At 74.4% G+C, this 20453-nt stretch carries 18 protein-coding genes and 1 pseudogene; 7 read left to right on the top strand and 12 right to left on the bottom strand.

All coding sequences use genetic code 11. The features are described 5' to 3' along the window. Positions 1 to 23: 23 nt before the first annotated feature. On the top strand, positions 24 to 755 hold the full coding sequence (locus tag P3H78_RS22195; RefSeq protein ID WP_276110848.1) for a ribonuclease H family protein: 732 nt from the start codon (positions 24 to 26) through the stop codon (positions 753 to 755). Positions 756 to 767: 12 nt separating this feature from the next. Here the strand turns inward: P3H78_RS22195 and melC2 are convergent, their stop codons facing one another. Both melC2 and melC1 read right to left on the bottom strand, forming a co-directional pair. After that, the gene (melC2, locus tag P3H78_RS22190; protein ID WP_276110847.1) at positions 768 to 1592 is read right to left on the bottom strand and encodes a tyrosinase MelC2; all 825 of its coding nucleotides are present in this window, start codon (positions 1590 to 1592) and stop codon (positions 768 to 770) included. Positions 1593 to 1625: 33 nt separating this feature from the next. Beyond that, entirely contained in the window at positions 1626 to 2021 is a 396-nt protein-coding gene (melC1, locus tag P3H78_RS22185; RefSeq protein WP_276110846.1) for an apotyrosinase chaperone MelC1, read from the bottom strand. Positions 2022 to 2311: 290 nt separating this feature from the next. Here melC1 and P3H78_RS22180 point away from each other — a divergent pair. The 5 genes and pseudogenes from P3H78_RS22180 to P3H78_RS22160 form a co-directional block, all read left to right on the top strand. Next, positions 2312 to 2710: pseudogene (locus P3H78_RS22180) on the top strand (FAD-dependent monooxygenase); the annotation flags it as partial. A gap of 70 nt (positions 2711 to 2780) precedes the next feature. After that, a complete protein-coding gene (locus P3H78_RS22175) occupies positions 2781 to 4274 on the top strand; it encodes an MFS transporter (protein WP_276110845.1) in 1494 nt (497 codons plus the stop codon). Beyond that, positions 4271 to 4936, top strand: coding sequence for a TetR/AcrR family transcriptional regulator (locus P3H78_RS22170; RefSeq protein ID WP_276110844.1), 666 nt, complete (start codon positions 4271 to 4273; stop codon positions 4934 to 4936). The genes P3H78_RS22175 and P3H78_RS22170 overlap by 4 nt, the downstream gene beginning before the upstream one ends. Positions 4937 to 5048: 112 nt before the next feature. After that, positions 5049 to 6032, top strand: a complete 984-nt coding sequence (locus P3H78_RS22165) for an aldo/keto reductase (RefSeq protein WP_276110843.1) — start codon at positions 5049 to 5051, stop codon at positions 6030 to 6032. A gap of 192 nt (positions 6033 to 6224) precedes the next feature. Then, the gene (locus tag P3H78_RS22160) at positions 6225 to 6650 is read left to right on the top strand and encodes a DUF6328 family protein (protein ID WP_276110945.1); all 426 of its coding nucleotides are present in this window, start codon (positions 6225 to 6227) and stop codon (positions 6648 to 6650) included. A 21-nt stretch (positions 6651 to 6671) separates the two neighbouring features. On the opposite strand, the gene P3H78_RS22155 is transcribed toward P3H78_RS22160, so the two are convergent. The 7 genes from P3H78_RS22155 to P3H78_RS22125 all read right to left on the bottom strand — a co-directional run bounded on the left by P3H78_RS22155 (position 6672) and on the right by P3H78_RS22125 (position 14666). Then, positions 6672 to 7112: an SsgA family sporulation/cell division regulator gene (locus tag P3H78_RS22155; RefSeq protein ID WP_276110842.1), complete on the bottom strand. Its 441-nt coding sequence runs from the start codon at positions 7110 to 7112 to the stop codon at positions 6672 to 6674. 118 nt (positions 7113 to 7230) lie between these two features. Beyond that, positions 7231 to 8820, bottom strand: a complete 1590-nt coding sequence (locus P3H78_RS22150) for a serine/threonine protein kinase (RefSeq protein WP_276110841.1) — start codon at positions 8818 to 8820, stop codon at positions 7231 to 7233. 383 nt (positions 8821 to 9203) lie between these two features. Next, complete coding sequence (locus P3H78_RS22145) at positions 9204 to 10163, bottom strand: pyridoxal-phosphate dependent enzyme (RefSeq protein ID WP_276110840.1); 960 nt, start codon at positions 10161 to 10163, stop codon at positions 9204 to 9206. Positions 10164 to 10265: 102 nt separating this feature from the next. Beyond that, a complete protein-coding gene (locus P3H78_RS22140; RefSeq protein ID WP_276110839.1) occupies positions 10266 to 11315 on the bottom strand; it encodes a polyprenyl synthetase family protein in 1050 nt (349 codons plus the stop codon). Continuing rightward, the gene (locus P3H78_RS22135; RefSeq protein ID WP_276110838.1) at positions 11312 to 12517 is read right to left on the bottom strand and encodes a tetratricopeptide repeat protein; all 1206 of its coding nucleotides are present in this window, start codon (positions 12515 to 12517) and stop codon (positions 11312 to 11314) included. The genes P3H78_RS22140 and P3H78_RS22135 overlap by 4 nt, the downstream gene beginning before the upstream one ends. A 166-nt stretch (positions 12518 to 12683) precedes the next feature. Further along, positions 12684 to 13361, bottom strand: a complete 678-nt coding sequence (locus P3H78_RS22130; protein WP_276110837.1) for an AIM24 family protein — start codon at positions 13359 to 13361, stop codon at positions 12684 to 12686. Between the two features lie 39 nt (positions 13362 to 13400). Next, positions 13401 to 14666: a serine hydrolase domain-containing protein gene (locus P3H78_RS22125; RefSeq protein ID WP_276110836.1), complete on the bottom strand. Its 1266-nt coding sequence runs from the start codon at positions 14664 to 14666 to the stop codon at positions 13401 to 13403. A gap of 340 nt (positions 14667 to 15006) precedes the next feature. On the opposite strand from P3H78_RS22125, the gene P3H78_RS22120 reads away from it, so the two are divergent. Continuing rightward, positions 15007 to 16779 carry a M4 family metallopeptidase gene (locus P3H78_RS22120; protein ID WP_276110944.1) on the top strand — a complete coding sequence of 591 codons (1773 nt, stop codon included), beginning with the start codon at positions 15007 to 15009 and terminating at the stop codon, positions 16777 to 16779. Positions 16780 to 16881: 102 nt separating this feature from the next. Here the strand turns inward: P3H78_RS22120 and P3H78_RS22115 are convergent, their stop codons facing one another. Genes P3H78_RS22115 through P3H78_RS22105 form a run of 3 tightly spaced genes read right to left on the bottom strand, consistent with a single transcriptional unit; the run spans position 16882 to position 20382 of the window. Continuing rightward, positions 16882 to 17232, bottom strand: coding sequence for a UBP-type zinc finger domain-containing protein (locus P3H78_RS22115; RefSeq protein ID WP_276110835.1), 351 nt, complete (start codon positions 17230 to 17232; stop codon positions 16882 to 16884). Continuing rightward, positions 17229 to 18680, bottom strand: coding sequence for an ATP-binding protein (locus P3H78_RS22110; protein ID WP_438828017.1), 1452 nt, complete (start codon positions 18678 to 18680; stop codon positions 17229 to 17231). The genes P3H78_RS22115 and P3H78_RS22110 overlap by 4 nt, the downstream gene beginning before the upstream one ends. Before the next feature lie 25 nt (positions 18681 to 18705). Next, complete coding sequence (locus P3H78_RS22105) at positions 18706 to 20382, bottom strand: NAD(P)/FAD-dependent oxidoreductase (protein WP_276110833.1); 1677 nt, start codon at positions 20380 to 20382, stop codon at positions 18706 to 18708. Between the last annotated feature and the right edge of the window lie 71 nt (positions 20383 to 20453).

Raw genomic sequence — 20453 nt, 5'->3', positions numbered from 1 at the left:
CGGCGGCCCCGACCGTCCGTGGCATGATCGAGCCCATGCGTGAACGTGTGGTGGCCGCCTGCGACGGGGCCTCGAAGGGGAATCCGGGGCCGGCCGGCTGGGCGTGGGTGGTCTCCGAGGACGCCGCGACCCCGGCCCGCTGGGAGGCGGGGCCGCTCGGCACCGCCACCAACAACGTCGCCGAACTCACCGCCCTGGAGCGGCTGCTGACGGCGACCGACCCGGGCGTACCGCTCGAGGTGCGAATGGACTCCCAGTACGCGATGAAGGCCGTCACCACCTGGCTCCCCGGCTGGAAGCGCAACGGCTGGCGCACCGCGGCCGGCAAGCCGGTCGCCAACCAGGAGCTGGTGGTCCGGATCGACGAGCTGCTCGCCGGCCGCTCCGTGGACTTCCGCTACGTGCCCGCCCACCAGGTCGACGGCGACCCGCTCAACGACTTCGCCGACCGGGCCGCCAGCCAGGCCGCCACCGCGCAGCAGGCGGCGAGCAGCGACCTCGGCTCGCCGGAGCCGCCGCCCTCGCCCGCCGCCCCGGCGTCCGCCGCTCCGCGCCGCCGCGCGGGCGGCACCGCGACGGCCCGGCGCGACGGCGGCACCGGGACCGCACGCCGCACGGGCGGCGCGTCGTCCCGCACCATCAAGGCGAAGTTCCCCGGCCGCTGCGTCTGCGGCCGCTCCTACGCCGCCGGGGAGGACATCGCCAGGAACGACCAGGGCTGGGGTCACCCGGAGTGCCGCACGGCGGCGGAGTGACCGCGGGCCGGCTCAGTCGGTGTCGAAGGTGTAGTACCGGGTGTGGTCCAGCAGGTCCGCCGGGGTGACGTCGTTCCACGGCTTCATCGTCTCGTGCAGGTCCACCACGTTCGCGGTGCCCTGCACCGGCAGGTAGCCGGAGCCGGGGTGCCGGCGCTGCCAGGCCGCCCACAGCTTGTCGACGAAGGCGTGGTGCAGCCAGAAGACGGGGTCGTTGGGGGAGACCCCGGTGCCCATCTGGCCGCCGACCCAGACGTGGACCCGGTTGTGCAGGTTGACGCCGCGCCAGCCCTCCAGGTGGTTGCGGAAGCCGTCCGAGGAGCTGTTCCAGGGCGCGGTGTCGTACGCCGCCATCGCCAGCACCGACTCGACCTCGGCCGGGGTGGGCAGTTCGCGCACGCCCGTGCCTAGGGAACGGCGCAGGAACGAGCGGTTGTCGACGCGCACGCCTATCGTCCAGTTGCCGCCCGAGGCCGCGAACGGGCCGTCCATCACCCGCCCGTCCAGGCTGCGCCCGGTGCCGCCGAGGAAGTCGGGGGCCCACAGCGACGCGCGCGGTGTCCGGTCGACGCTCCAGTCCCAGTACGGCAGAGCCACCGAGGGGTCCACCGCCTGCAGCGCCTGCTCGAACTCCAGCAGGAATCTGCGGTGCCAGGGCAGGAACGAGGGCGAACGGTGCCCGGTCCGCTCGCCGTTGTCGGTGTCCCCCATGATGAAGGCGTTGTGCGTGGTGACGAAGGCGTCGTAGCGGCCGTTGCGCTTCAGCTCCAGCACGGCGGCGACGAACCGCCGCTTCTCGTCGGCGGTGAGGGCGGCCTGGTTCTTGCGTACGGTCATGTGCGCGGTACTCCGGATGTCGTGCGGGGGCGGTCAGTTGGCGGGGAAGGGCACGAGCTTCGCGCCCTGCAGCTCGTCCACCGCGGCCCGTGCGGCGGCGCGCGGGGTGGCCACCGGGTCGTAGTGGCTGACGACGCTGATCCAGGTGCCGTCCGCGTTCTGCATCACGTGCAGCTCGGCCCCGTCGACGAGGACGGTGCAGCCCATGCCGTGGTGGTGGTGACCGCCGTCGTTCGCGGGCCGGCCCTGTATCCGGCGCCCCCGGTAGACCTCGTCGAAGTCGAACGGGGCGGACGATCCGCCGTGGTGGTCGTGGTCCGCGGGCGCTCCGGCCGCGGACGCCGGACCCGCCGCGACCGCCCCGGCGCCGGCGGCCGCCGCGAGGGCGGCGGTGGCGGTGAGCGCGCGGCGGCGGCTGAGTTCGGGCATACGGGACCTCCAGGGTGTGTTCCGGTGGGGACCCCGCATATCTATCGGCGGGCCGGAGACGGGGAGAAATCGCCGGGAAGCGGTTGGCCGTCATCCGGACAATCACCCGCAAGAAGTGCAGACTTGAACGAAGATGATCTTGCTGTCGGGGAACCCCGCAGGCCGCGGAAGAGGGAATTCCTCTCTTTCGGGAGGGCTTTGGGCGCAGTCCTTCGCCCGGGGCCGCCCGCCGAGTGGCGCGGCTCACGCCGGAAGACTGACGCGATCGGCGGCACAGGAGAGGCCCCGATGACGGCGCCGGCACCACCCTCGCCCTGGAGGGCGCCGTCTGCCTGGCCGGGGCCCTCGCAGGGCGGGCCACCCTGCCGGACGCCCTCGCCGCCTACGAGCAGGAGCGCCGCGCCGCCCTGCTGCCCGTGCAGAGCGCCGCCCGCTACAGCGCCCAGTGGTACGAGGACCTGCCCCGGTACATCGACCTGCCCCCGCACCGCATGTTCGCCCTGCTCGGGCAGCGCCACTCGCCCCTGCTGCCCCACGTCCCGCCGCAGCTGTACTACGGCATGGAAAAGGCGGCCGGGCGGCTGGAGGCGCTGCGCCGGCTGAAGCGCCGGCGCGGCCCGCGCATCGCCCGCTCGGTGCACGCGCGGTCCCTGTCCGCCCGCGGCCGGGCGGACCCTGCGCGTTGGTGAATACGCATTCACCCAGTAAGGTGAATGCGTATTCACCTCGTATTCCCACCGCGCCGCCGCTGGAGTGCCGATGGAGCCGCCCGCCCCGATGCCCACCCCGGCCGACGGGGCGCCCGGTCCCACGCCCCTGCGCGACCGGCTCACCATCCCGGTGCTGGCGTACGGCGGCATCCTCATGGCCGTCATGCAGACGGTGGTCGTGCCCCTGCTGCCCGACCTGCCCCGGCTGACCGGCTCGTCCGCGGGCACGGTCTCCTGGATGGTCACCGCGACCCTGCTGTCCGGCGCCGTGCTCACCCCGGTGCTCGGCCGGGCCGGCGACATGTACGGCAAGCGCCGGGTGCTGACCTCGGCCCTGACCCTGATGACCCTCGGCTCCGTGCTGTGCGCCCTCTCCGCCGACATCGCCGTCCTCATCACCGCCCGCGCCCTGCAGGGCGCCGCGGCCGCCGTCGTCCCGCTGTCCATCAGCATCCTGCGCGACGAGCTGCCGCCCGAGCGCCGCGGCTCCGCCGTCGCGCTGATGAGCTCCACCGTCGGCATCGGCGCCGCCCTCGGCCTGCCCCTGGCCGCGCTCGTCGTGCAGTACGCCGACTGGCACACCATGTTCTGGCTGACCAGCGCCCTGGGTGCGCTCGGTGTGGCCGCGGTGTGGTGGGCGGTGCGGGAGTCGCCGGTGCGGGAGCCGGGCCGCTTCGACGTGCTCGGCGCCCTGGGCCTGGCCATCGGACTGGTGTGCCTGCTCCTCGGGGTCTCCCAGGGCGGCCAGTGGGGCTGGACCGGCCCGCGCGTCCTCGGGCTCTTCGCCGCCGCCGTCGCCGTCCTCGCGCTCTGGTGGCGCCGGCAGCTGCGCGCCGCGCGGCCTCTCGTCGACCTGCGGCTCGTGTCGCGCCCCCGGGTCGGCCTCTCCCACGTGGCCGCACTGCTGACCGGCTTCGCGTTCTACGCCAACACCCTCGTCACCGCCCAGCTCGTGCAGGCGCCGAAGGCCACCGGGTACGGCCTCGGGCTGTCGATCGTCGGCACCGGCCTGTGCCTGCTGCCGGGCGGGGTGACCATGCTGCTGTTCTCGCCCGTGTCCGCGCGGATCTCCGCGACCCGCGGGCCGCGCATCACCCTCGCCCTCGGCGCCGCGGTCATCGCCTGCGGGTACGTCGTGCGCATCGCCGACAGCCGCGACCTGTGGATGATCATCCTCGGTGCGACGGTGGTCGCCACCGGCACCACCCTCGCCTACTCGGCCCTGCCCACGCTGATCCTGCGGGCGGTCCCGGCCGCGCAGACGGCCTCCGCCAACGGCGTCAACGTCCTCATGCGCACCATCGGGCAGGCCGTCTCCAGCGCGGCCGTCGCCGCCGTCCTCGTGCACCACAGCAGCCTGCTCGACGGCGCCGCCGTCCCCACCCTGCACGGCTACCTGCTGGCGTTCGCCATGGCGGGCGCGGTCGCCCTCGCCGCCTGCGCGGCGGCGCTCTCCATTCCCGGCGACGCCGCGCCCCGCGGCACCCGGCGGGCCCGGGGCGGCACCCCGAGCGTGCGGGACGAGGCGCTGGAGGGAGCATGAGTGCCGTGAGGACTTCCCCCGGCACCCCAGCGGCCACCCACCCCGACGCTCCCGGCACCTCGGCGGCTCCCGCTGCTCCGGGCGATCCCGGCGAGGACGCCGCCCAGGCCGGCCCGGGGCGGCGGGACGCCGAGGCCACCAAGGCGGCCATCCTCCGCGCCGCACGTCACTTCCTCGCCCGGCAGCCACACGCCCACATCACCCTGAAGGCGGTGGCAGACCGCGCCGGCGTCAGCCCTCCGCTGGTCCTGAAGTACTTCGGCTCCAAGGACGCCCTCTTCGCCCGGGTCATGTCCTTCGAGGACGACACCGCCGCCCTGCTGGACGCCCCGCTCGACGCCCTCGGCCGGCACATGGTCCGCCAGGTCCTGGAGAGCCAGCGCGACCGCGGCGCCGACCCGGTGCTGCGGATCGTCTTCGCTCCCCTGCACGGCGCCCACGGCGAGGTCCTGCGCGCCAACTTCCGCGCCCAGGTGACCGAGCGCCTCGCCGCGCGCCTGACCGGGCCGGACACCGGGGTGCGCGCCGAGCTGGCCGTCGCCGCCCTGCTCGGCCTCGGCGTGATGTACGGCCTCGCCCGCGGACCGCACGTCCGGGACACCGCGGTCGACGACCTGGTCGAGCGCTACGCCCCCGCCGTCCAGGCCCACCTCACCCCCTGACCGCGCCCCCTTTCCGCCCCGCCCCGCCCCGGGCAACCGGCCGGACGACGCGCGGGCACCGTACCGGAGCGTGCTCCTCCGCCCCTCGGCCCGGCGGTGCCAGACTGACGCCATGGAAGAACGCGCATTCGGCAGGTGGGGTCAGCACGCGTCGGTGATCGGCCTCGGCACCTGGCAACTCGGTGCCGACTGGGGCGACGTGGACGACCGGAGGAGCCTCGCCGTGCTGGAGGCGGCGGCCGAGGCCGGCGTGACCTTCTTCGACACGGCCGACGTCTACGGCGACGGGCGCAGCGAGTCGGCCATCGCCGGGTTCCTCGGCTCCCGGCCCGACCTGCACGTGCTCGTCGCCACCAAGATGGGCCGGCGCGTGGACCAGATCCCCGAGAACTACGTCCTGGACAACTTCCGCGCCTGGAACGACCGCTCCCGGCGCAACCTCGGCGTCGACCGGATCGACCTGGTGCAGCTCCACTGCCCGCCCACCGTCGTGTACTCCCGCGACGCGGTGTTCGACGCGCTGGACACGCTGGTGGCGGAGGAGCGCGTCGCCGCGTACGGGGTCAGCGTCGAGACCTGCGCCGAGGCGCTGACGGCGATCGCCCGGCCCGGCCTGGCGAGCGTGCAGATCATCCTCAACCCCTTCCGGATGAAGCCCCTGCAGCAGGTGCTTCCGGCAGCGCGCGAGGCGGGCGTCGGCGTCGTCGCCCGGGTCCCGCTCGCCTCGGGCCTGCTGTCCGGCAGGTACACCGCGGACACGGTCTTCCCGGCCGACGACCACCGCACCTACAACCGGCACGGGGAGGCCTTCGATCAGGGCGAGACCTTCTCCGGTGTCGACTTCGCCGCGGGCGTCGAGGCGGCGGCCGAGTTCGCCGCGCTCGCCCCCGAGGGCTGGACCCCGGCGCAGACGGCACTGCGCTGGATCGTGCAGCAGCCCGGTGTCACCACCGTGATCCCCGGCGCCCGCACCCCGGAACAGGCCCGCGCCAACGCCCTGGTGGGCAAGCTGCCCCCGCTGTCCGACGCGACGCTCGCGGCGATCGAGGACCTCTACCGGCACCGGGTCAGGGACCAGGTCGAGCGCCGCTGGTAGACGCCGGGACGGCCCGGCACCGCGGTGCACGCCGACCGCCGCCCGGGGAGCACGGTCGCCCGGGCGCGGGGAACAGGCCGGGGGGACAGGACCTGTACGACACGAGACCGGGAGGACGACGTGACGGGCAGCGGGGACGAGACGGCACGGCACCGGGGACGCCACGAGACCGAGGAGGAGCGGGCCGACCGGATGTGGAGCGAGCTCATCCAGGAGGTCCGCGTCGCCCAGACCGGCGTGCAGATCCTCTTCGGCTTCCTGCTGACGGTCGTGTTCCAGCAGAAGTACGACTCCCTCGGCCCGGGGGACAAGGCCGTCTACGTCGTCACGGTCGTCCTCGGCGCCACCGCGACCGGCGCCCTCATCGGCCCGGTGTCGCTGCACCGGCTCGTCTCCGGACACCGCGTCAAACCCCAGGCGGTGCGCTGGGCCTCCCGGCTGACCTTCGTCGGACTGGTCCTGCTGCTCGCCACCATGACCGCGTCGCTGCTGCTGGTCCTCAGGGTCGCCACGCACAACTCCTTCGTGCCGTACCTGGTGGCGGCCGTGGTGGCCTGGTACCTGCTGTGCTGGTTCGCGCTGCCCCTCTGGGCCCGCCGGCGTCACCCCTCCGGCTGACGACCGGGACGGCGCGGCCGCTCAGCCGCCGTGCGGCCGGCTCTCCGTGAAGAGCTCGGCAAGGAAGTCGTCGACGCCTGCGTTCTCGGTCCCCGGCGCCACCACCCGGTGGGTCTGCCGCAGGAACGCGGCCACCGCCGGTGCCCATGCGAAGACCACGGCGTGGTGCCGGCCCGCCTCGGGGTGGGCGTCGCCGTGGAACTCCATGCGGACCTCCTGCCACGGGCCGTCAGGCTCGGGGGCGAAGCGCACGTCGCCGACGCCCACGGAGCGCACCAGTCCGTCACCGAGCATCTCCCGGTCCAGCTGCCATCGGGCCAGGATCCGGCCGTCGTGGCTGAAGGCCACCGTGACCGCGAACGGGTCGTCGGCGTCGTAGCTCAGGTGCGCCAGCACGGGGAAGCGGTCCGCCGCGCCGGACCGCAGCTGCACGACGAGGGACGTGTGCACGAAGGTGTTCACGTAAAGGGTCCTCCGAGGACATCAGGGCACAGAGCTCTCTACTACCCCTCACACGGCGGAGATGCTCGGGCGTCCGGGTGATTCTCCCCATGGTCCCCGGGGACCGGGGCGTGGGCGGTCAGACGGGCGCCGGGCGGAAGGTCCTCAGGAAGACCGTGAGCGCCCGGCGGTCGGCCGGCCGGGCGAAGTCCCCGGCGGGGGTCGTCCAGCGCAGCGAGAAGCCGCGGGTGCCGCCGAGGAGCACGCCGCGGCCGAAGGTGTGCACCTGTTCCTTCCCGGTGCCCGACAGCCACTCCATGTCGGCGGCCCGGTGCCCTTGGTAGGCCGCCGCGCGGATGGCGCCGATCCGCCGGTAGCCGGGGGTCTGCGACAGGCCGGGCTCGACGTCGTCGCGCCACACGGACACGGGGTCCGGCCCGACCCGGTCGCTGGAGGTCACGGCCAGGGTGCGGTCGTCCCCGGGGGCACCGAGGACCACCCGGTACGCGCGGTCGGTCACGTGCGTGGTGCGCACGGGCCGCCATCCGGCGGGCAGGGCGACGGAGAAGCCCTGCGGGGCGTCGTAGACCCGGAAGCCGGGCGGCAGTTGCGAGGCCGGCGGCGAGGCGGACGGCCGGGTGGGGGTGGACGGCTTCGGCGGACCGGCTGTGGCGCCGCCCGGCCCGCCGGGGGAGGGGCCGGCCGTGGTGCGGTCGGGCGCGGCAGGTCCCGCGGTGTCCGTGCCGGGCAGCCCGTGGGTGACGGCCAGCACCGCGACGGCGACCGTCAGGACGGCCAGCGCGGTGCCCGCGGCCAGGACCCCCCGGCCCCGGACCCGGCCGGCGCCCCGGGCGAACGCGCGGCCCCCGCGCAGCCGGGGCCGGACGACGTCCCGCGCGACGGTGTCCGGGTCCTCGTCGAGCACCCGGGTGAGGGCCTCCCGGACCACCGGGCGGGTCAGCCGCTCGGTGGAGCTCTTGCGCAGCAGCCCCTGCACCGCCTGGGTGAGCGGCCCGGCCCGGACCGGGCTGCGCAGCGGCAGCCGGTCCACGCCCCTGAGCGTGGCCTCGGGCCGGCCCCGGTCGCGGTACGGCGGGCGGCCCTCGACCATCGCGTAGACCATCGCGCCCAGCGCCCACAGGTCGGCCGCCGGCCCGATCCGCTCGTCGCGCGCCTGCTCCGGCGAGGCGTACGACGGCGCCGTGATCCGGGGGACGAGGGTGGCGCCCGCCAGGCCGAAGCCGGTGACGACGACACCGCCCTGCTCCCGCACGAACACCAGCCCGGGACTCAGCTCTCCGTGGGTGATGCCCTCGGCGTGCGCCGCCTCCAGCACGTCGAGCAGCTCCAGCCCGATCCTGGCCGCCCGCACGTAGTTGAACGCCCCTTCCTGCGCGAGCAGTTCACCGAGCGGGATGCCGTCGACCCACTCGGTGACCGTCCACAGGGCGCCGGCCTCCGAGATCGCGTCGACGACCGTGGCGACCCGGCCGGGACGCAGCAGGGCCATGGTCTCGGAGGTGCGCATGACCCGGGCGGTGACCCGGCGGCCGCCGTCCTCCGCGGCGTCCTCGGGGAGCAGGAGCTGGGTCAGCAGGCGGGGCCGGTCCGCCGCGACGTCCTCGCCGTACCAGCAGACGAGATTGGTCCCGCGGTGGACGGCCTCCAGCAGCCGGTAGCGCCCGGCGACCAACTCGTGTGCGGAGACGTGTGTGTCGGCCATGGTCATCCCTCGCTGAAACGCCGTTGCTGCACCTTTCCCAGTGGTACGACCGGAACCGCGGTATCCGTTCAAAGGACGGGCCGCAGACGCCGGTTCCTGCCTTTCATTCAAAAATTCCGTGCAGGTGTGCGAGGAAATCCGTGCGATCCCGTGCAGGGGGTGTGCGACCCGGCCGCCGGCCGCCGAGCCTGCTGCTCGGACGGCCGGCGGACCCGATCGGACCGGCCCGCGGAAGGATCGATTTCGCCCGCACGGCGCGCGGTCCTGATTTCCGCGGGGAATGCGCCGGGTCAAGGGGTTCCGGCCCACCAGTGGTAACCATCGGTAATACCGGAGCGGTGGCCGAATTCGACCTCTGCGGCCCCGGCATGGCGCAATTCCCGCGCGGCTCAGCGCAGTCCGAAGCGCTCGGTCCAGGACGCGACGTCCGCCGCGGTCGCGTTGCCGCCGCACACCACGAGGGCGATGCGTGCTCCGGGCCCGGCCCGCTCCACGACCCGGCGCGCCGCTGGCAGCAGGCAGCCCGCGGCGGGCTCGGCCCACAGCCGCCCGTGCTCGGCGAGTTCGAGGCAGCCCCGCACGGCCTCCGCGTCCGGCACCACGAGCACGTCGTGCACCAGCGCGGAGACGTGGTCGTACGTCAGGCGGGAGACCGCGGGGGCGCTGAGCGTCGTCACGACCGAGGAGAGCGGGACCGGCACCGGTCCGCCCGCCTTCAGGGCCGCGGACATCGCCTCGGCACCCGCGGTCTCCACGCCCCAGACCCGCACGCCGGGCCGGAGCGTGTGCAGGGCCGCGGCCACGCCCGAGACGAGCCCGCCGCCCCCGACGCTGACGAGCACGTCGGTGACGTCACCGGCGTCCTGCGCCAGCTCCGTGCCCACGGTGCCCTGACCGGCGATCACGACCGGGTCGTCGAAGGGGTGCACCAGGGTGAGCCCCTCCTCCCGCAACCGCGGCACCGTCGCGAACGCGGCCTCCATGTCGTCCACGAGCCGGACCACCGCGCCCGCGGCCTCCACTTCGGCGAGGGACCGGGCGGGCGCGGACCGCGGCATGACCACGGTCGCCTTCACCTGGAGGGCCGCGGCCATCACCGCGACCGCGATGCCGTGGTTGCCGCCGCTGACCGCGGCCACGCCCGCGTCCCGCTCCGCCCGGCCGAGCGACAGCAGCTTGGCGGTCGCGCCGCGCGCCTTGAACGAGCCGGTGCGCTGGAGCAGTTCGAGCTTCGCGGTCACCGGGACGCCCAGCAGCGCGGACAGGCCGGGGCTGGACACGGTCGGGGTGCGCAGGATGTGCGGTGCGATCCGCTCGGCCGCGGCGTCGATCTCCGGAATGCCGATCACGGCGTTCCACCTTTCCGGCGCGGGGGGTGGTGGTCCGCGCCGTCCCGACCCTGACCCGCGGGCGCGGCCCCGGTCAACCCGCTGCTGGGCGCGCCGCCCGGGTCACCGGGCGCGATCGGTGAGGAAGGCCGCCAGGGCGCGCAGTTCGCCGCCCGCCGCTCCGGCGAGCGGCACCGACGCGAGGGCGGCCGCCGCCTCCCGGACGTGCCGCCGGGCCTCGTCCCGGGCCGCCGCGGCACCGCCCGCCGCCTCGGCCAGCGCGGCCGCCTCGGCCGGATCCCCGTCCGCGTCCAGCAGCCCGGCCAGACGCCGGGCCGCGGGTCCCGGGGAGTCGAGGGCGGCCAGCACCGGGTACGTCTTCTTGCGCTCCCGCAGGTCGGCGTGGACGGGCTTGCCGGTGACGGCCGGATCGCCCCACAGGCCCAGCACGTCGTCGATCACCTGGAAGGCCGTGCCCAGGTGCCGCCCGGCCCGGTCCAGGGCGTCGGCCGTCGCGGGCGGCGCCCCGCCGAGCCGGGCGCCCAGGGCGGCCGCGCACCCCAGCAGCGCCCCCGTCTTCCGCTCCGCCATCAGCCGGTACTCGCCGGGCCGCACACGCTCCGGTCCCGTCCAGGGCCGGGTGGCGAAGACCAGGTCGTCGGCCTGCCCGCGCAGCAGGTCGCCCAGTGCCGTGGACAGCGTGCCCACGGCCGCGGCGCCGCCCGGGGCCCCGGCGAGCGTCTCGACGGCCAGCGCGAACAGGGCGTCGCCCGCGAGGACGGCGGGCCCGGTGCCGTAGGCACGCCACACGGCCGGGCGGCCGCGGCGGGTGGCGTCGCCGTCCATGATGTCGTCGTGGACGAGGGAGAAGGTGTGCACCAGCTCCACCGCGACCGCCGCCGGGACCCCGTCCCGTCCGGGCGCCCCGGCCGCCTCGGCCCCGAGCACGGCGAGCGCCTGCCGCACGCCCTTGCCACCGGGTGCGGCCACGGGTGCGGCCACGGACGCGCCGCCGGCCTCGCACCAGCCGAGCGCGTAGCGGGCCATCTCACCGACCCACGGATGCAGCCGTCCGACGGCCTCCCCGAGAGCCGGCCGCACCAGCGCCCGGCAGCGGTCCAGGACGGCGGGCGCTCCGGTCGCGACCGGAGGGGCCGGGGACACCGCGGTCATCGCGTGCCCCCCGCCCCGACGACGGCCGCGCCCGCGCCCGTGCCCGGGGTGCCCGAGCCCGAGGGGCCCCGGCCCGGCGCCGCGGTGCCGGTGCCCGCGCCCCGCATGCCCGCGCCCGTGCCCCGGCCCCGCGTCACGGTGGCCGTGTCCGGTGTGCCCGTGCCGTCCGTGCCCGTGTCCGGGCCGGTGAGCTCCTCCTGGGCCCGCTCCACCATCCGGCGCGCGTGCCGCAGGCCGATGCGGTCCATCGTGCGGGCCAGGTCGGCGAGTTCGGCGGCGGTCTCGGCGCGGTCGCGGCCGAGCCGGGCGAGCGACTTGGCCAGACCGAGGCGGGACAGGGCCTCGCCGCGCGGCTCGCCGATGGCGCGGAACTCCTCCAGCGCCCTGCCGTACATGTCCCGCGCCTCCGCGTACCGGCCGGCGCGGTGGAGCACGTTGCCGCGCATCTTGTGGTTGTAGGCCAGCGCGGCCGCCAGGTCCATCGCGCGGCACGTCTCCTCGGCCTCCGCCAGCAGCGCGAGCGCCCGCCCGGTGTCCCCGTCGCGCACGGAGACGACGTCCGCCAGTCCGCGCAGCGCCCAGGCGTGCCCGCGCCGGTCATCGGCGCCCGCGGCTATCCCGGCCGCCTCCTCGAACATCGCGTACGCGGTGTCGTACGACCCGGTGTTGCGGTGCATCTGCGCGATGCCCTCCAGGGCCCACACCGTGTGGCGGGCCTCGCCGCGCCGCCGCGCCTCGGCGAGGAGCTGCTCGTGCAGTCGGCCCACGGCCTCGTAGTCGCCCTGGATGCGGCCGGTCTCGGCGAGGCCGGCCAGCGAGTAGCCGCGGACCACGACGTCCCCGGCCCGCTCGCCGAGGGCGGCGGCGTGGCCGAGCAGCCGCCGGGCGAGCGGGAACGCGCCGCGCTGCCGGGCGAGGGTGCCGCCGCTCCAGAGCGCCCAGGCCATCGAGGCGGTGTCCCCGGCCCCGCGGGCGGTGCGGTAGCTCGCCTTCCAGGCGCGGTCCGCCTCCCCGATCTGGCCGAGCCGCCGGTGCGCCTCGGCCACCGCGAGTCCGGAACGGGCGGCCTCGCCCTGCTGCCCGGACCGTTCGGCGGCCGCCAACCGTTCTCTCCCGGCGGCCAGGACGTCGGTCAGGGAGGAGTTGACGGACAGGGAGGTGAGGGCGCCCTGGTACTCCGGGGCGAAGGCCTTGCCGTACATGCGCACCTTTCTATACACGCTATGTATACATGATGTGTATAGCGCGTCGGGAATCCGCCCCGGCCCCCGGAAGAGGGCGGGGCTCCGGTCTGTTGCCGATCAAGACGCCGGTGCGCGCGACCGGGTTGCCCGTGCGGCGCGGATCACGTTCCGAGGCGGGGTGCGGTCAGTGCTGCGCGGCCTTCTGCGGGCTCGCCTCACTGGGACGTACGACGGCGAACCCCTCCCCCCGCAGTGTGAGTTGGACCGCCTCGCCGGAACCGCCGCGCAGCATGGACCCCAGCGACTGCGAGCGGTGCAGCGACGTCTCCAGCCGGGCCGTCCAGCCGACCACGGCGTCGGTGTCCACGTGCACCGGCCGCTCCGGCGAGACCGGGATGACGAGCGGGGTGCCCTCGCACACCAGGCCCAGCGCGCCCTGCCCGGAGAAGACGCTGTTGAACAGGCCGCCGCCCGCCACGCCGGACCCCTTCACGGTGGCGATCCGGTACGCCAGGGAGGCGTCGAAGCACAGGACGTTGCGGCCGTTCACGGTGAACTCCTCGCCCTGCTCGATCTCCACCACGAAGCAGTTGCGCGCCTCGTGCGCGAACCACGCCTCGCCCTGCCCGCGCACGGACATCAGCGGCAGCCCCTCGCCCGTGACCGCACGCTTGAGCATCCCGCCCACGCCCTGGCCCCTGCGCTCGAAGCGCAGGTCGCCGCGGAAGGCCACCATGGAGCCCTGACGGGCGAACATCTCGCCCGCGACTCCGTACCGGATGCACTTGGGATTCTCGACGGACATGCCCGGCGCGGCCGCGGGCCGCACCACGTGCGCGCTGGAAAAGAGGTCACCCTTCATCCGGGCATGGTGGCCCGGAGCGATTGGTTCCGCCAAGGGTCACTGGGTCAGGTCGTCCGCGGCGGCCGTGCGGGGGAGCGGGGTGTCGCGGACCGTGCTGCGCCGGCCGCAGAACACGGACTCCAGCGTGCGCAGCATCGTCGCGTGCACCGCGCCGTTGTTCGACGTGGTGGCGACCGCGGTGAGGCTGCGGCGGCCGTCCTTGGAGGCGAACGCATAGGTGTAGAAGCCCTGGACGGCTCCGGTGTGCCCGTAGACCGACACCCCGCACGACAGGTCGCGCCGCCGCAGCCCGAGACCGTAGGCCTGACCGGTGCCCGCCGGCAGCCACCGCTCCATCTCCGCCCGCTGCGCGGCGGGCAGCAGCCGGCCGCCGAGCAGCGCCGACAGGAAGGTGTTCAGGTCGCGGGTGCTGGAGATGAGGGCGCCGGCGCTCTGCGCCCACGACACGGTCTGGTCGGTGGCGTCCACCAGGGCGGCGCCCTTGGCGTCCGGGGTGAGGTAGCCGTGGGCGTGGCGGCCGGGGATCCTCGTGTCCGGGTGCACGTAGAAGGTGTCCTGGAGCTTCAGCGGCTTGATGATGCGGTTCTCGTACTCGGTCCGCACCGGATGGCCCGTCAGCTTCTCGATGAGCAGTCCGGCCACCACGAAGTTGGTGTTGGAGTAGGCGTACGCGGCGCCGGGCGCGTTGGTGCGCGGGTGCTGCAGGGAGCGGGTCACCAGCTGGCGGTAGGTGAAGACCTTGGTGCGCACCGCCTCGAAGCCGGGGACGGTCTGCGCGAACATGTCGTTGGTGTAGTCGTACAGCCCGCTGCGGTGGCCGAGGACGTGCCGGACCGTGATCCGGTCGTCGGGGAGCAGGCCCGGCAGGTAGTGGTTCACCGGGGTGTCGAGCCGCAGGCGTCCCTCGGCGGCCAGTTGCAGCAGGACGACGGTGGAGAAGGTCTTGGTGACGCTGCCGATGCGGACCCGGTCGGCGGTGTCGATGACGGCCCGGGTGGCGCGGTCGGCGACCCCCTCCATGGCGCGGTAGACGGTCGCGTGGTCGTCCCAGGACAGGCGGTGGTCGTCGATCCTGGCCATCGCGCCGGGTGCCCCCTGCGCCAGCGCCGTGCGCAGCAGGCCGCCCAGGGCCGCGGTGTCGGGCGTGGGCAGCGCCGCCGGGGCCGCCGCCGGCCGCCCGCCGTGGTCCGCCGGGGCCGGTGCCGCCGGCCTGTTCCGGTCCGCGGCGTGGGCCGGGCCCGCCAGGAGGGCCAGCACCAGCGGTCCGAGCACCGCGCTCCTGCACACCGTTCGTGGGGCCATGTGCTGCGTCTCCCGTCCTTGTGTCCGCGCGTCGTCCGTGCGAGATCCATCACATCGAGGCAGGGGCAACCTTCTCGCATCCCGTCACATCTCCACAGTCGACACACAGTTGGTCGCTCGTTGATCACCGAGTGGGATCGATTGGCAAAGGATTGTCCTGTAAAGAACGTAATTGTTCGTTCGGTCTTTACATGCACATGACTGATCCTTCAGGGTTTCGCACCGGGGGCCCGACCAGCCCCCGCGGCGCCGTCGCGCCGCGCCCCAGGGCGGCCGGCCTGCCCGGCCGTCCTGCCGAGCGAAGGAAACCTCAAGAGTGCGCAAACCCCACATACGCACCATGGCGATAGCCGCCGCGGTGACGACGGCCGTGACCGGCCTGGCGGGCACGGCGCTCGCCACCACGGACACCGGCGCGGACCACACCGTCGCCTCCGCCGCCACCTCCGCCGGGGCCGTGGTGGCCTCCGCCCGCGCCGCCGCCTTCGCCCACGCGTCGGCCACCGGCGTCGGCCAGGGTGACGAACTGCAGGCCCAGGACGTGATGCTCGACCCCGAGGGTGCGCGCCACGTCCGCTTCATCCGGACCCACCAGGGCATGCCCGTCCTCGGCGGCGACCTCGTCGTCCACCTGGACCACGCGCTCGCCTACACCGGTGTCACCCGGGCCGCCGGCCACACCGTGCAGCCCGCCGCCATCCGCGCGAAGCTGACGCCGCAGCAGGCCGCCGCCAAGGCCGCCTCCGCCGCCGGCGGCGACGCCGGCACCGCGGAACTGGTCGTGGACGCCCGCGACGGCGCCTCCGCCCTCGCCTACCAGGTGCAGGTGACCGGCGACGCCACCGCCGAGGACACCGGCTCCCGGACCGTCGTCGTCGACGCCGAGACCGGCCGGGTGCGCAGCAACACCCCCGACAGCGACCAGTTCCTGTCGCCCAAGCTGCTCAGCACCCTGCGCAAGCACGGCGAGACACTGGATCCCGCCACCGGTGACGGCGCGCAGCCGTCGCCGCTGACCGCGCCCTCCGCGGCCGGGGCCACCCGCTACCCCTCGCCCGCCACGGGCACCGGGTCCTCGCTGTTCCTCGGCAAGGTCTCCCTGACCACCACCCGGACCTCCCGCACCGGCTACCTGCTCAAGGACCCCAGCCGCTACGGCACCGAGACCCGGGACGCCAAGAACAAGCAGATCGAGAACTTCGGCCGCGGCACGAAGTTCACCAGCTCCACCGACAAGTGGGGCAACGGCACGACCTCCAGCCGCGCCAGCGCGGCCGTGGACGCGCAGTACGGCATCACCAGGACGCTCGACTTCTACAAGAAGACCTTCGGGCGCAAGGGCATCGAGAACAACAGCAAGGGTGCCCAGGCCATGGTCCACTTCGGCACCAGGATCGCGAACGCGTTCTGGGACCCGACGTGCGACTGCATGCTGTACGGCGACGGCGACGGCCGGATGTTCAAGAAGCCGCTCGTCGTCCTCGACGTCACCGGCCACGAGCTGACCCACGGCGTCGTCGACGCGACCGCCAAGCTGGAGCCCACCCGGGTCGACGCCGAGGGCAACCAGTACGGCGAGCCGGGCGCGCTCAACGAGTCCCTCGCCGACATCTTCGGCTCCAACGTCGAGTTCTTCGCCAACAACCCGAAGAACCCGCCGAACTACCTGATGGGCGAGAAGCTCGGCCTGGCGCAGAAGTTCCTGCGCCGTCTCGACCATCCGTCGCTGGACAAGCTCGAGGGCACTATCGACTACTGGTCGCCCGCGGTGTACGACACCGAGGTCCACGCCGGCTCCGGTGTCTCCTCGCACGCGTACTACCTGCTCGCCGAGGGCAGCGGTCGCAAGACCATCGGCGGCGTCGCCTACAACTCGCCCACCTGGGGCGGGATGTCGGTCAAGGGCATCGGCCGCACCAAGGCCACGGCGATCTACTACCGCGCCCTGACCCGCTACATGGTCTCCTCGACCGACTTCCACGACGCGCGCCTCGCGACGCTGAAGGCGGCCAAGGACCTCTACGGCGCGTCGAGCACCGAGTACAGGACGGTGGACCGGGCCTGGGCCGCGGTCGACGTCACCGCCGCCAACACTCCGGCGGACCGTCACTGACGGACCGCCGCGACGGCGACCGGATGCCCCGCCCCGCGCGGGGCATCCGCACGGCCCACCGGGCGGGCGCCGAGCGCCCCGCCCGGTGGGCCGCCGCCCGGCTCAGCGCAGCGTGTCCGCCCAGTTCGCGGGGACCCGGCCCGCCGGACCCGGTACGGGCTGGTCGGCCGGATGGCTGAGCGGCGGCGCGAGCCCGGGCCCGGACGCCAGGAGTTCCTCCGTGGCGAAGTTCCAGAACCAGTCCTCGCCCGGCTCGAAGCTGCGGATCACCGGATGCCCGGTGTCCCGGTAGTGCGCGGTGGCGTGCCGCGCGGGCGAGTCGTCGCAGCAGCCGACATGGCCGCACTGCGCGCAGCGCCGCAGGTGGAACCACCAGCCGCCGGCCGCGTCGCACTCCACGCAGCCGGTGCCGCTCGGCGGGGCGGCCGGATCGATGCCGGATTCACTGGTCATACGGACTCCTCGGGCGTGAGCGGCGACTCGTCGGGAGCGGCCGCCGCGAGCGGCAGAAGCACCTGGAACCGGGTGTCGCCCGGCACCGAATCCACGCGCAGGCTGCCGTGGTGCTTGTTGACGACGATCCGCCAGGAGATGTCCAGGCCCAGACCGGTGCCCTGGCCCACCGGCTTGGTGGTGAAGAACGGATCGAAGATCCGGTCCCGGATCTCCGGCGGGACCCCCGGGCCGGTGTCCCGGAACTCCACCAGCAGCTGGTCCGCGTGGCGCGCGGTGCGGACCGTCAGCGTGCCCTCCCCGCCCGCGTCGCGGACGGCGGAGACCGCGTTGTCGACCAGGTTCGTCCACACCTGGTTCAGCTCCGCCGGGTAGGCGGGGATCCTCGGCAGCGTCCGGTCGTACTCCTTGACCACCTCGATGCGGCCGATCTTGCCCGACAGCATCAGCAGCGTGCTGTCCAGCAGTTCGTGCACGTCGGCGACCTGGTACGGGGCCCGGTCCAGCTGCGAGTACTGCTTGGCGGCGTCCACGAGGTGCGAGATGCGGGTCGTGGAGTCCGCGATCTCGTTCATGAGCAGCTCGGTCTCCACCGTGTAGCCGATCCAGCCCACGGCCCCCGGCAGGATCTCCGCGTCGACCGCCGCCGCGACCTGCTCCAGCCAGTCCACGTCCAGCCCGGCCTGCACGAAGGTCGGCGCCACCTGCCAGCCGTTGTCCAGGCCGTGGTCGTCGAACCAGTCGGACAGGGCGTCCTCCCGGTCGGTGGCCTCCAGCGGGCTGAGCGAGGGCGCCTTCGTGACCCGCTCCGCGGTGCGCTCCTGCAGCTCGATCAGGCCGGCCAGCGCGTCCCGGGAGAAGGTGCCCCCGGCGATCACCGCGAGCTTGTGGCGCATCCTGGCGACCCGCTCGCGCAGCGACGCCGTCGCCCGCACGGCCGCCGCCGCGGGGTTGTTGAGCTCGTGGGTGAGACCCGCGGACAGCGAGCCCAGCGCCAGCAGCCGCTCCCGCTGCCCGATCACCGCCTGCGCGCTCTTCGCGCCGAAGAACAGCCCCTCCAGCAGGTGCACCGCCATCGGGAACCACTCCTGCATGATGTCCGCGAAGGTGTCCGCCGGCAGCACGAAGAACCGCGTCGGCTCCGTCACGCGCAGGGAGTTGTTGTACGCCTGCCGCACCCGGTCCCCGAGGTACGCCTGCATGGCTCCCGCGTACGCCCCGCGCTGGGAGGTGCGGGTCACCTCCACGTCGTCGCCCCCGACCCGGCGGGACAGCACGACGGTGCCCTCCACCAGCACGTAGAAGCAGGTCGCGGGATCGCCCTCGGCGTACACCGGCCCGGCCTCGAAGCGCTCCACCCGGCCCTCGCTGCACAACCGCCCCAGCTGCTCGGGGGACAGCTTCTCGAAGAGGAACAGCGAGCCGATCTCCTTCGGGCTGCACGGCATCGGCCGCCCGCTCACGACGACACCCTCATGACTGCTCCAGGTAGCGGTGGACGAGCATCACGGCCATGGCTCCCTCTCCCACGGCGGACGCGACGCGCTTGGCCGACTCCGCCCGCGCGTCGCCCGCCACGAACACCCCCGGGACACTGGTCTCCAGGTGGTACGGCGGCCGGTCCAGCTCCCAGCCCGCCGGCGGCCGGCCGTCGGCGGTGAGGTCCGGCCCGGCCAGGATGAACCCCCGCTCGTCGCGCAGCACCGTGTCGCCGAGCCAGTCGGTCAGGGGCGCGGCGCCGATGAAGACGAACGTCCACTGCGCGTCGACGCGTTCGCTCTCCCCGCTCACCGTGTCGCGCAGCGTCAGCTGCTCCAGGCGGCCCGACCCGTGCGCGGCGTCCACGACCGTGTGGCAGCGCACCTGGATGTTCGGCGCCTCCTCGATCTGCTGCACGAGGTAGTACGACATGGACGCCGTCACCGACGGGCCGCGCACCAGCAGGGTCACCGACTTGGCCCCCCGCGACAGGTACATCGCCGCCTGTCCCGCGGAGTTGGCGCCGCCCACGACGTACACGTCGTGGCCCTGGCAGGACGCCGCCTCGGTGAGCGCGGAGCCGTAGAAAACCCCGCAGCCGGTGAGGTCCGCGGCGCCCGGCGCGCCGAGCCGGCGGTAGGACACGCCGGTGGCCAGGATGACGCTGTGCGCGGCCACCGCCGACCCGTCGGAGAACCGCACGGTCCGCGCCGCGCCGTTGACCTCCAGCCCGGTCACCTCGCGCGCGGTGAGGACCTCCGCGCCGAACTTCGCCGCCTGCCTGCGCGCCCGGTCCGTCAGCTGCGCGCCCGAGACGCCGTCGGGGAAGCCGAGGTAGTTCTCGATCCGGGAGCTCTGGCCCGCCTGGCCGCCGGTCGCCGACCGCTCCACCAGGACCGTCCGCAGCCCCTCGGACGCCCCGTAGACCGCGGCGCCGAGCCCGGCCGGCCCGCCGCCGATCACCACCAGGTCGTAGAAGTCGGCCGCCGGCGTCGTCGCCAGCCCCACGTGGGCGGCGAGTTCCGGCGGCTCGGGCTCGGCGAGCGGGGTGCCGTCCGGCGTGATCACCAGGGGCAGCCGCTGCCCGTCCTGCCGCGCCGCGGCGAGCAGCCGGCGGCCCTCCGGCTCGTCGGCGGAGTACCAGCGGTAGGGCACCTGGTTGCGGGCGAGGAACTCCCGCACCTCCGACGACCGCGCCGACCAGCGGTGCCCGACCACCTTGGTGCTCGGCACCGGCCGGTGGTCGCTCCTGCGCCAGGCATCCAGCAGCTCGTCGAGGACCGGGTAGAGCTTCTCCTCGGGCGGGTCCCACGGCTTGAGCAGGTAGTGGTCCAGGTCGACGACGTTGATCGCGTCGATCGCCGCGTCGGTGTCCGCGTACGCGGTCAGCAGCACCCGGCGCGCCCCCGGATAGACGTCCAGGGCCTGTTCGAGGAACTCGATGCCGTTCATCTGCGGCATGCGGTAGTCGGCCAGCAGGACCGCGACGAGCTCGCCGCGCAGCTTCAGCTCGCGCAGCGCCTCCAGCGCGGAGTCGCCGGACTCCGCGCGCACGATCCGGTACGACGCGCCGTAGCGGCGCCGGAGGTCGCGGGCGACGGCACGGGAGACCCCGGGATCGTCGTCCACGGTCATGATGACGGTCCGCGCCGGCTCCGCGGCCTGTGCCATACGTCTCCCACCCCGCCTGGTCGGTCGGGCGGCCCGGTGCGGCAGCGTCGCCGGGCCGATGTGCGCCCATC

This window comes from Streptomyces tropicalis (genome assembly GCF_029269835.1).
GTDB lineage: Bacteria > Actinomycetota > Actinomycetes > Streptomycetales > Streptomycetaceae > Streptomyces > Streptomyces tropicalis.
Note: the sequence above shows the minus strand (reverse complement) of the source record. Positions and strands in the feature narration are given on the sequence as shown.

Coding starts and splice junctions, on each gene's coding strand:
- P3H78_RS22195 (WP_276110848.1), top strand. CDS start 24: ATGATCGAGCCCATGCGTGAACGTGTGGTGGCCGCCTGCGACGGGGCC.
- melC2 (WP_276110847.1), bottom strand. CDS start 1,592: ATGACCGTACGCAAGAACCAGGCCGCCCTCACCGCCGACGAGAAGCGG.
- melC1 (WP_276110846.1), bottom strand. CDS start 2,021: ATGCCCGAACTCAGCCGCCGCCGCGCGCTCACCGCCACCGCCGCCCTC.
- P3H78_RS22175 (WP_276110845.1), top strand. CDS start 2,781: ATGGAGCCGCCCGCCCCGATGCCCACCCCGGCCGACGGGGCGCCCGGT.
- P3H78_RS22170 (WP_276110844.1), top strand. CDS start 4,271: ATGAGTGCCGTGAGGACTTCCCCCGGCACCCCAGCGGCCACCCACCCC.
- P3H78_RS22165 (WP_276110843.1), top strand. CDS start 5,049: ATGGAAGAACGCGCATTCGGCAGGTGGGGTCAGCACGCGTCGGTGATC.
- P3H78_RS22160 (WP_276110945.1), top strand. CDS start 6,225: ATGTGGAGCGAGCTCATCCAGGAGGTCCGCGTCGCCCAGACCGGCGTG.
- P3H78_RS22150 (WP_276110841.1), bottom strand. CDS start 8,820: ATGACCATGGCCGACACACACGTCTCCGCACACGAGTTGGTCGCCGGG.
- P3H78_RS22140 (WP_276110839.1), bottom strand. CDS start 11,315: ATGACCGCGGTGTCCCCGGCCCCTCCGGTCGCGACCGGAGCGCCCGCC.
- P3H78_RS22135 (WP_276110838.1), bottom strand. CDS start 12,517: ATGTACGGCAAGGCCTTCGCCCCGGAGTACCAGGGCGCCCTCACCTCC.
- P3H78_RS22130 (WP_276110837.1), bottom strand. CDS start 13,361: ATGAAGGGTGACCTCTTTTCCAGCGCGCACGTGGTGCGGCCCGCGGCC.
- P3H78_RS22125 (WP_276110836.1), bottom strand. CDS start 14,666: ATGGCCCCACGAACGGTGTGCAGGAGCGCGGTGCTCGGACCGCTGGTG.
- P3H78_RS22120 (WP_276110944.1), top strand. CDS start 15,007: ATGGCGATAGCCGCCGCGGTGACGACGGCCGTGACCGGCCTGGCGGGC.
- P3H78_RS22115 (WP_276110835.1), bottom strand. CDS start 17,232: ATGACCAGTGAATCCGGCATCGATCCGGCCGCCCCGCCGAGCGGCACC.
- P3H78_RS22110 (WP_438828017.1), bottom strand. CDS start 18,680: ATGCCGTGCAGCCCGAAGGAGATCGGCTCGCTGTTCCTCTTCGAGAAG.
- P3H78_RS22105 (WP_276110833.1), bottom strand. CDS start 20,382: ATGGCACAGGCCGCGGAGCCGGCGCGGACCGTCATCATGACCGTGGAC.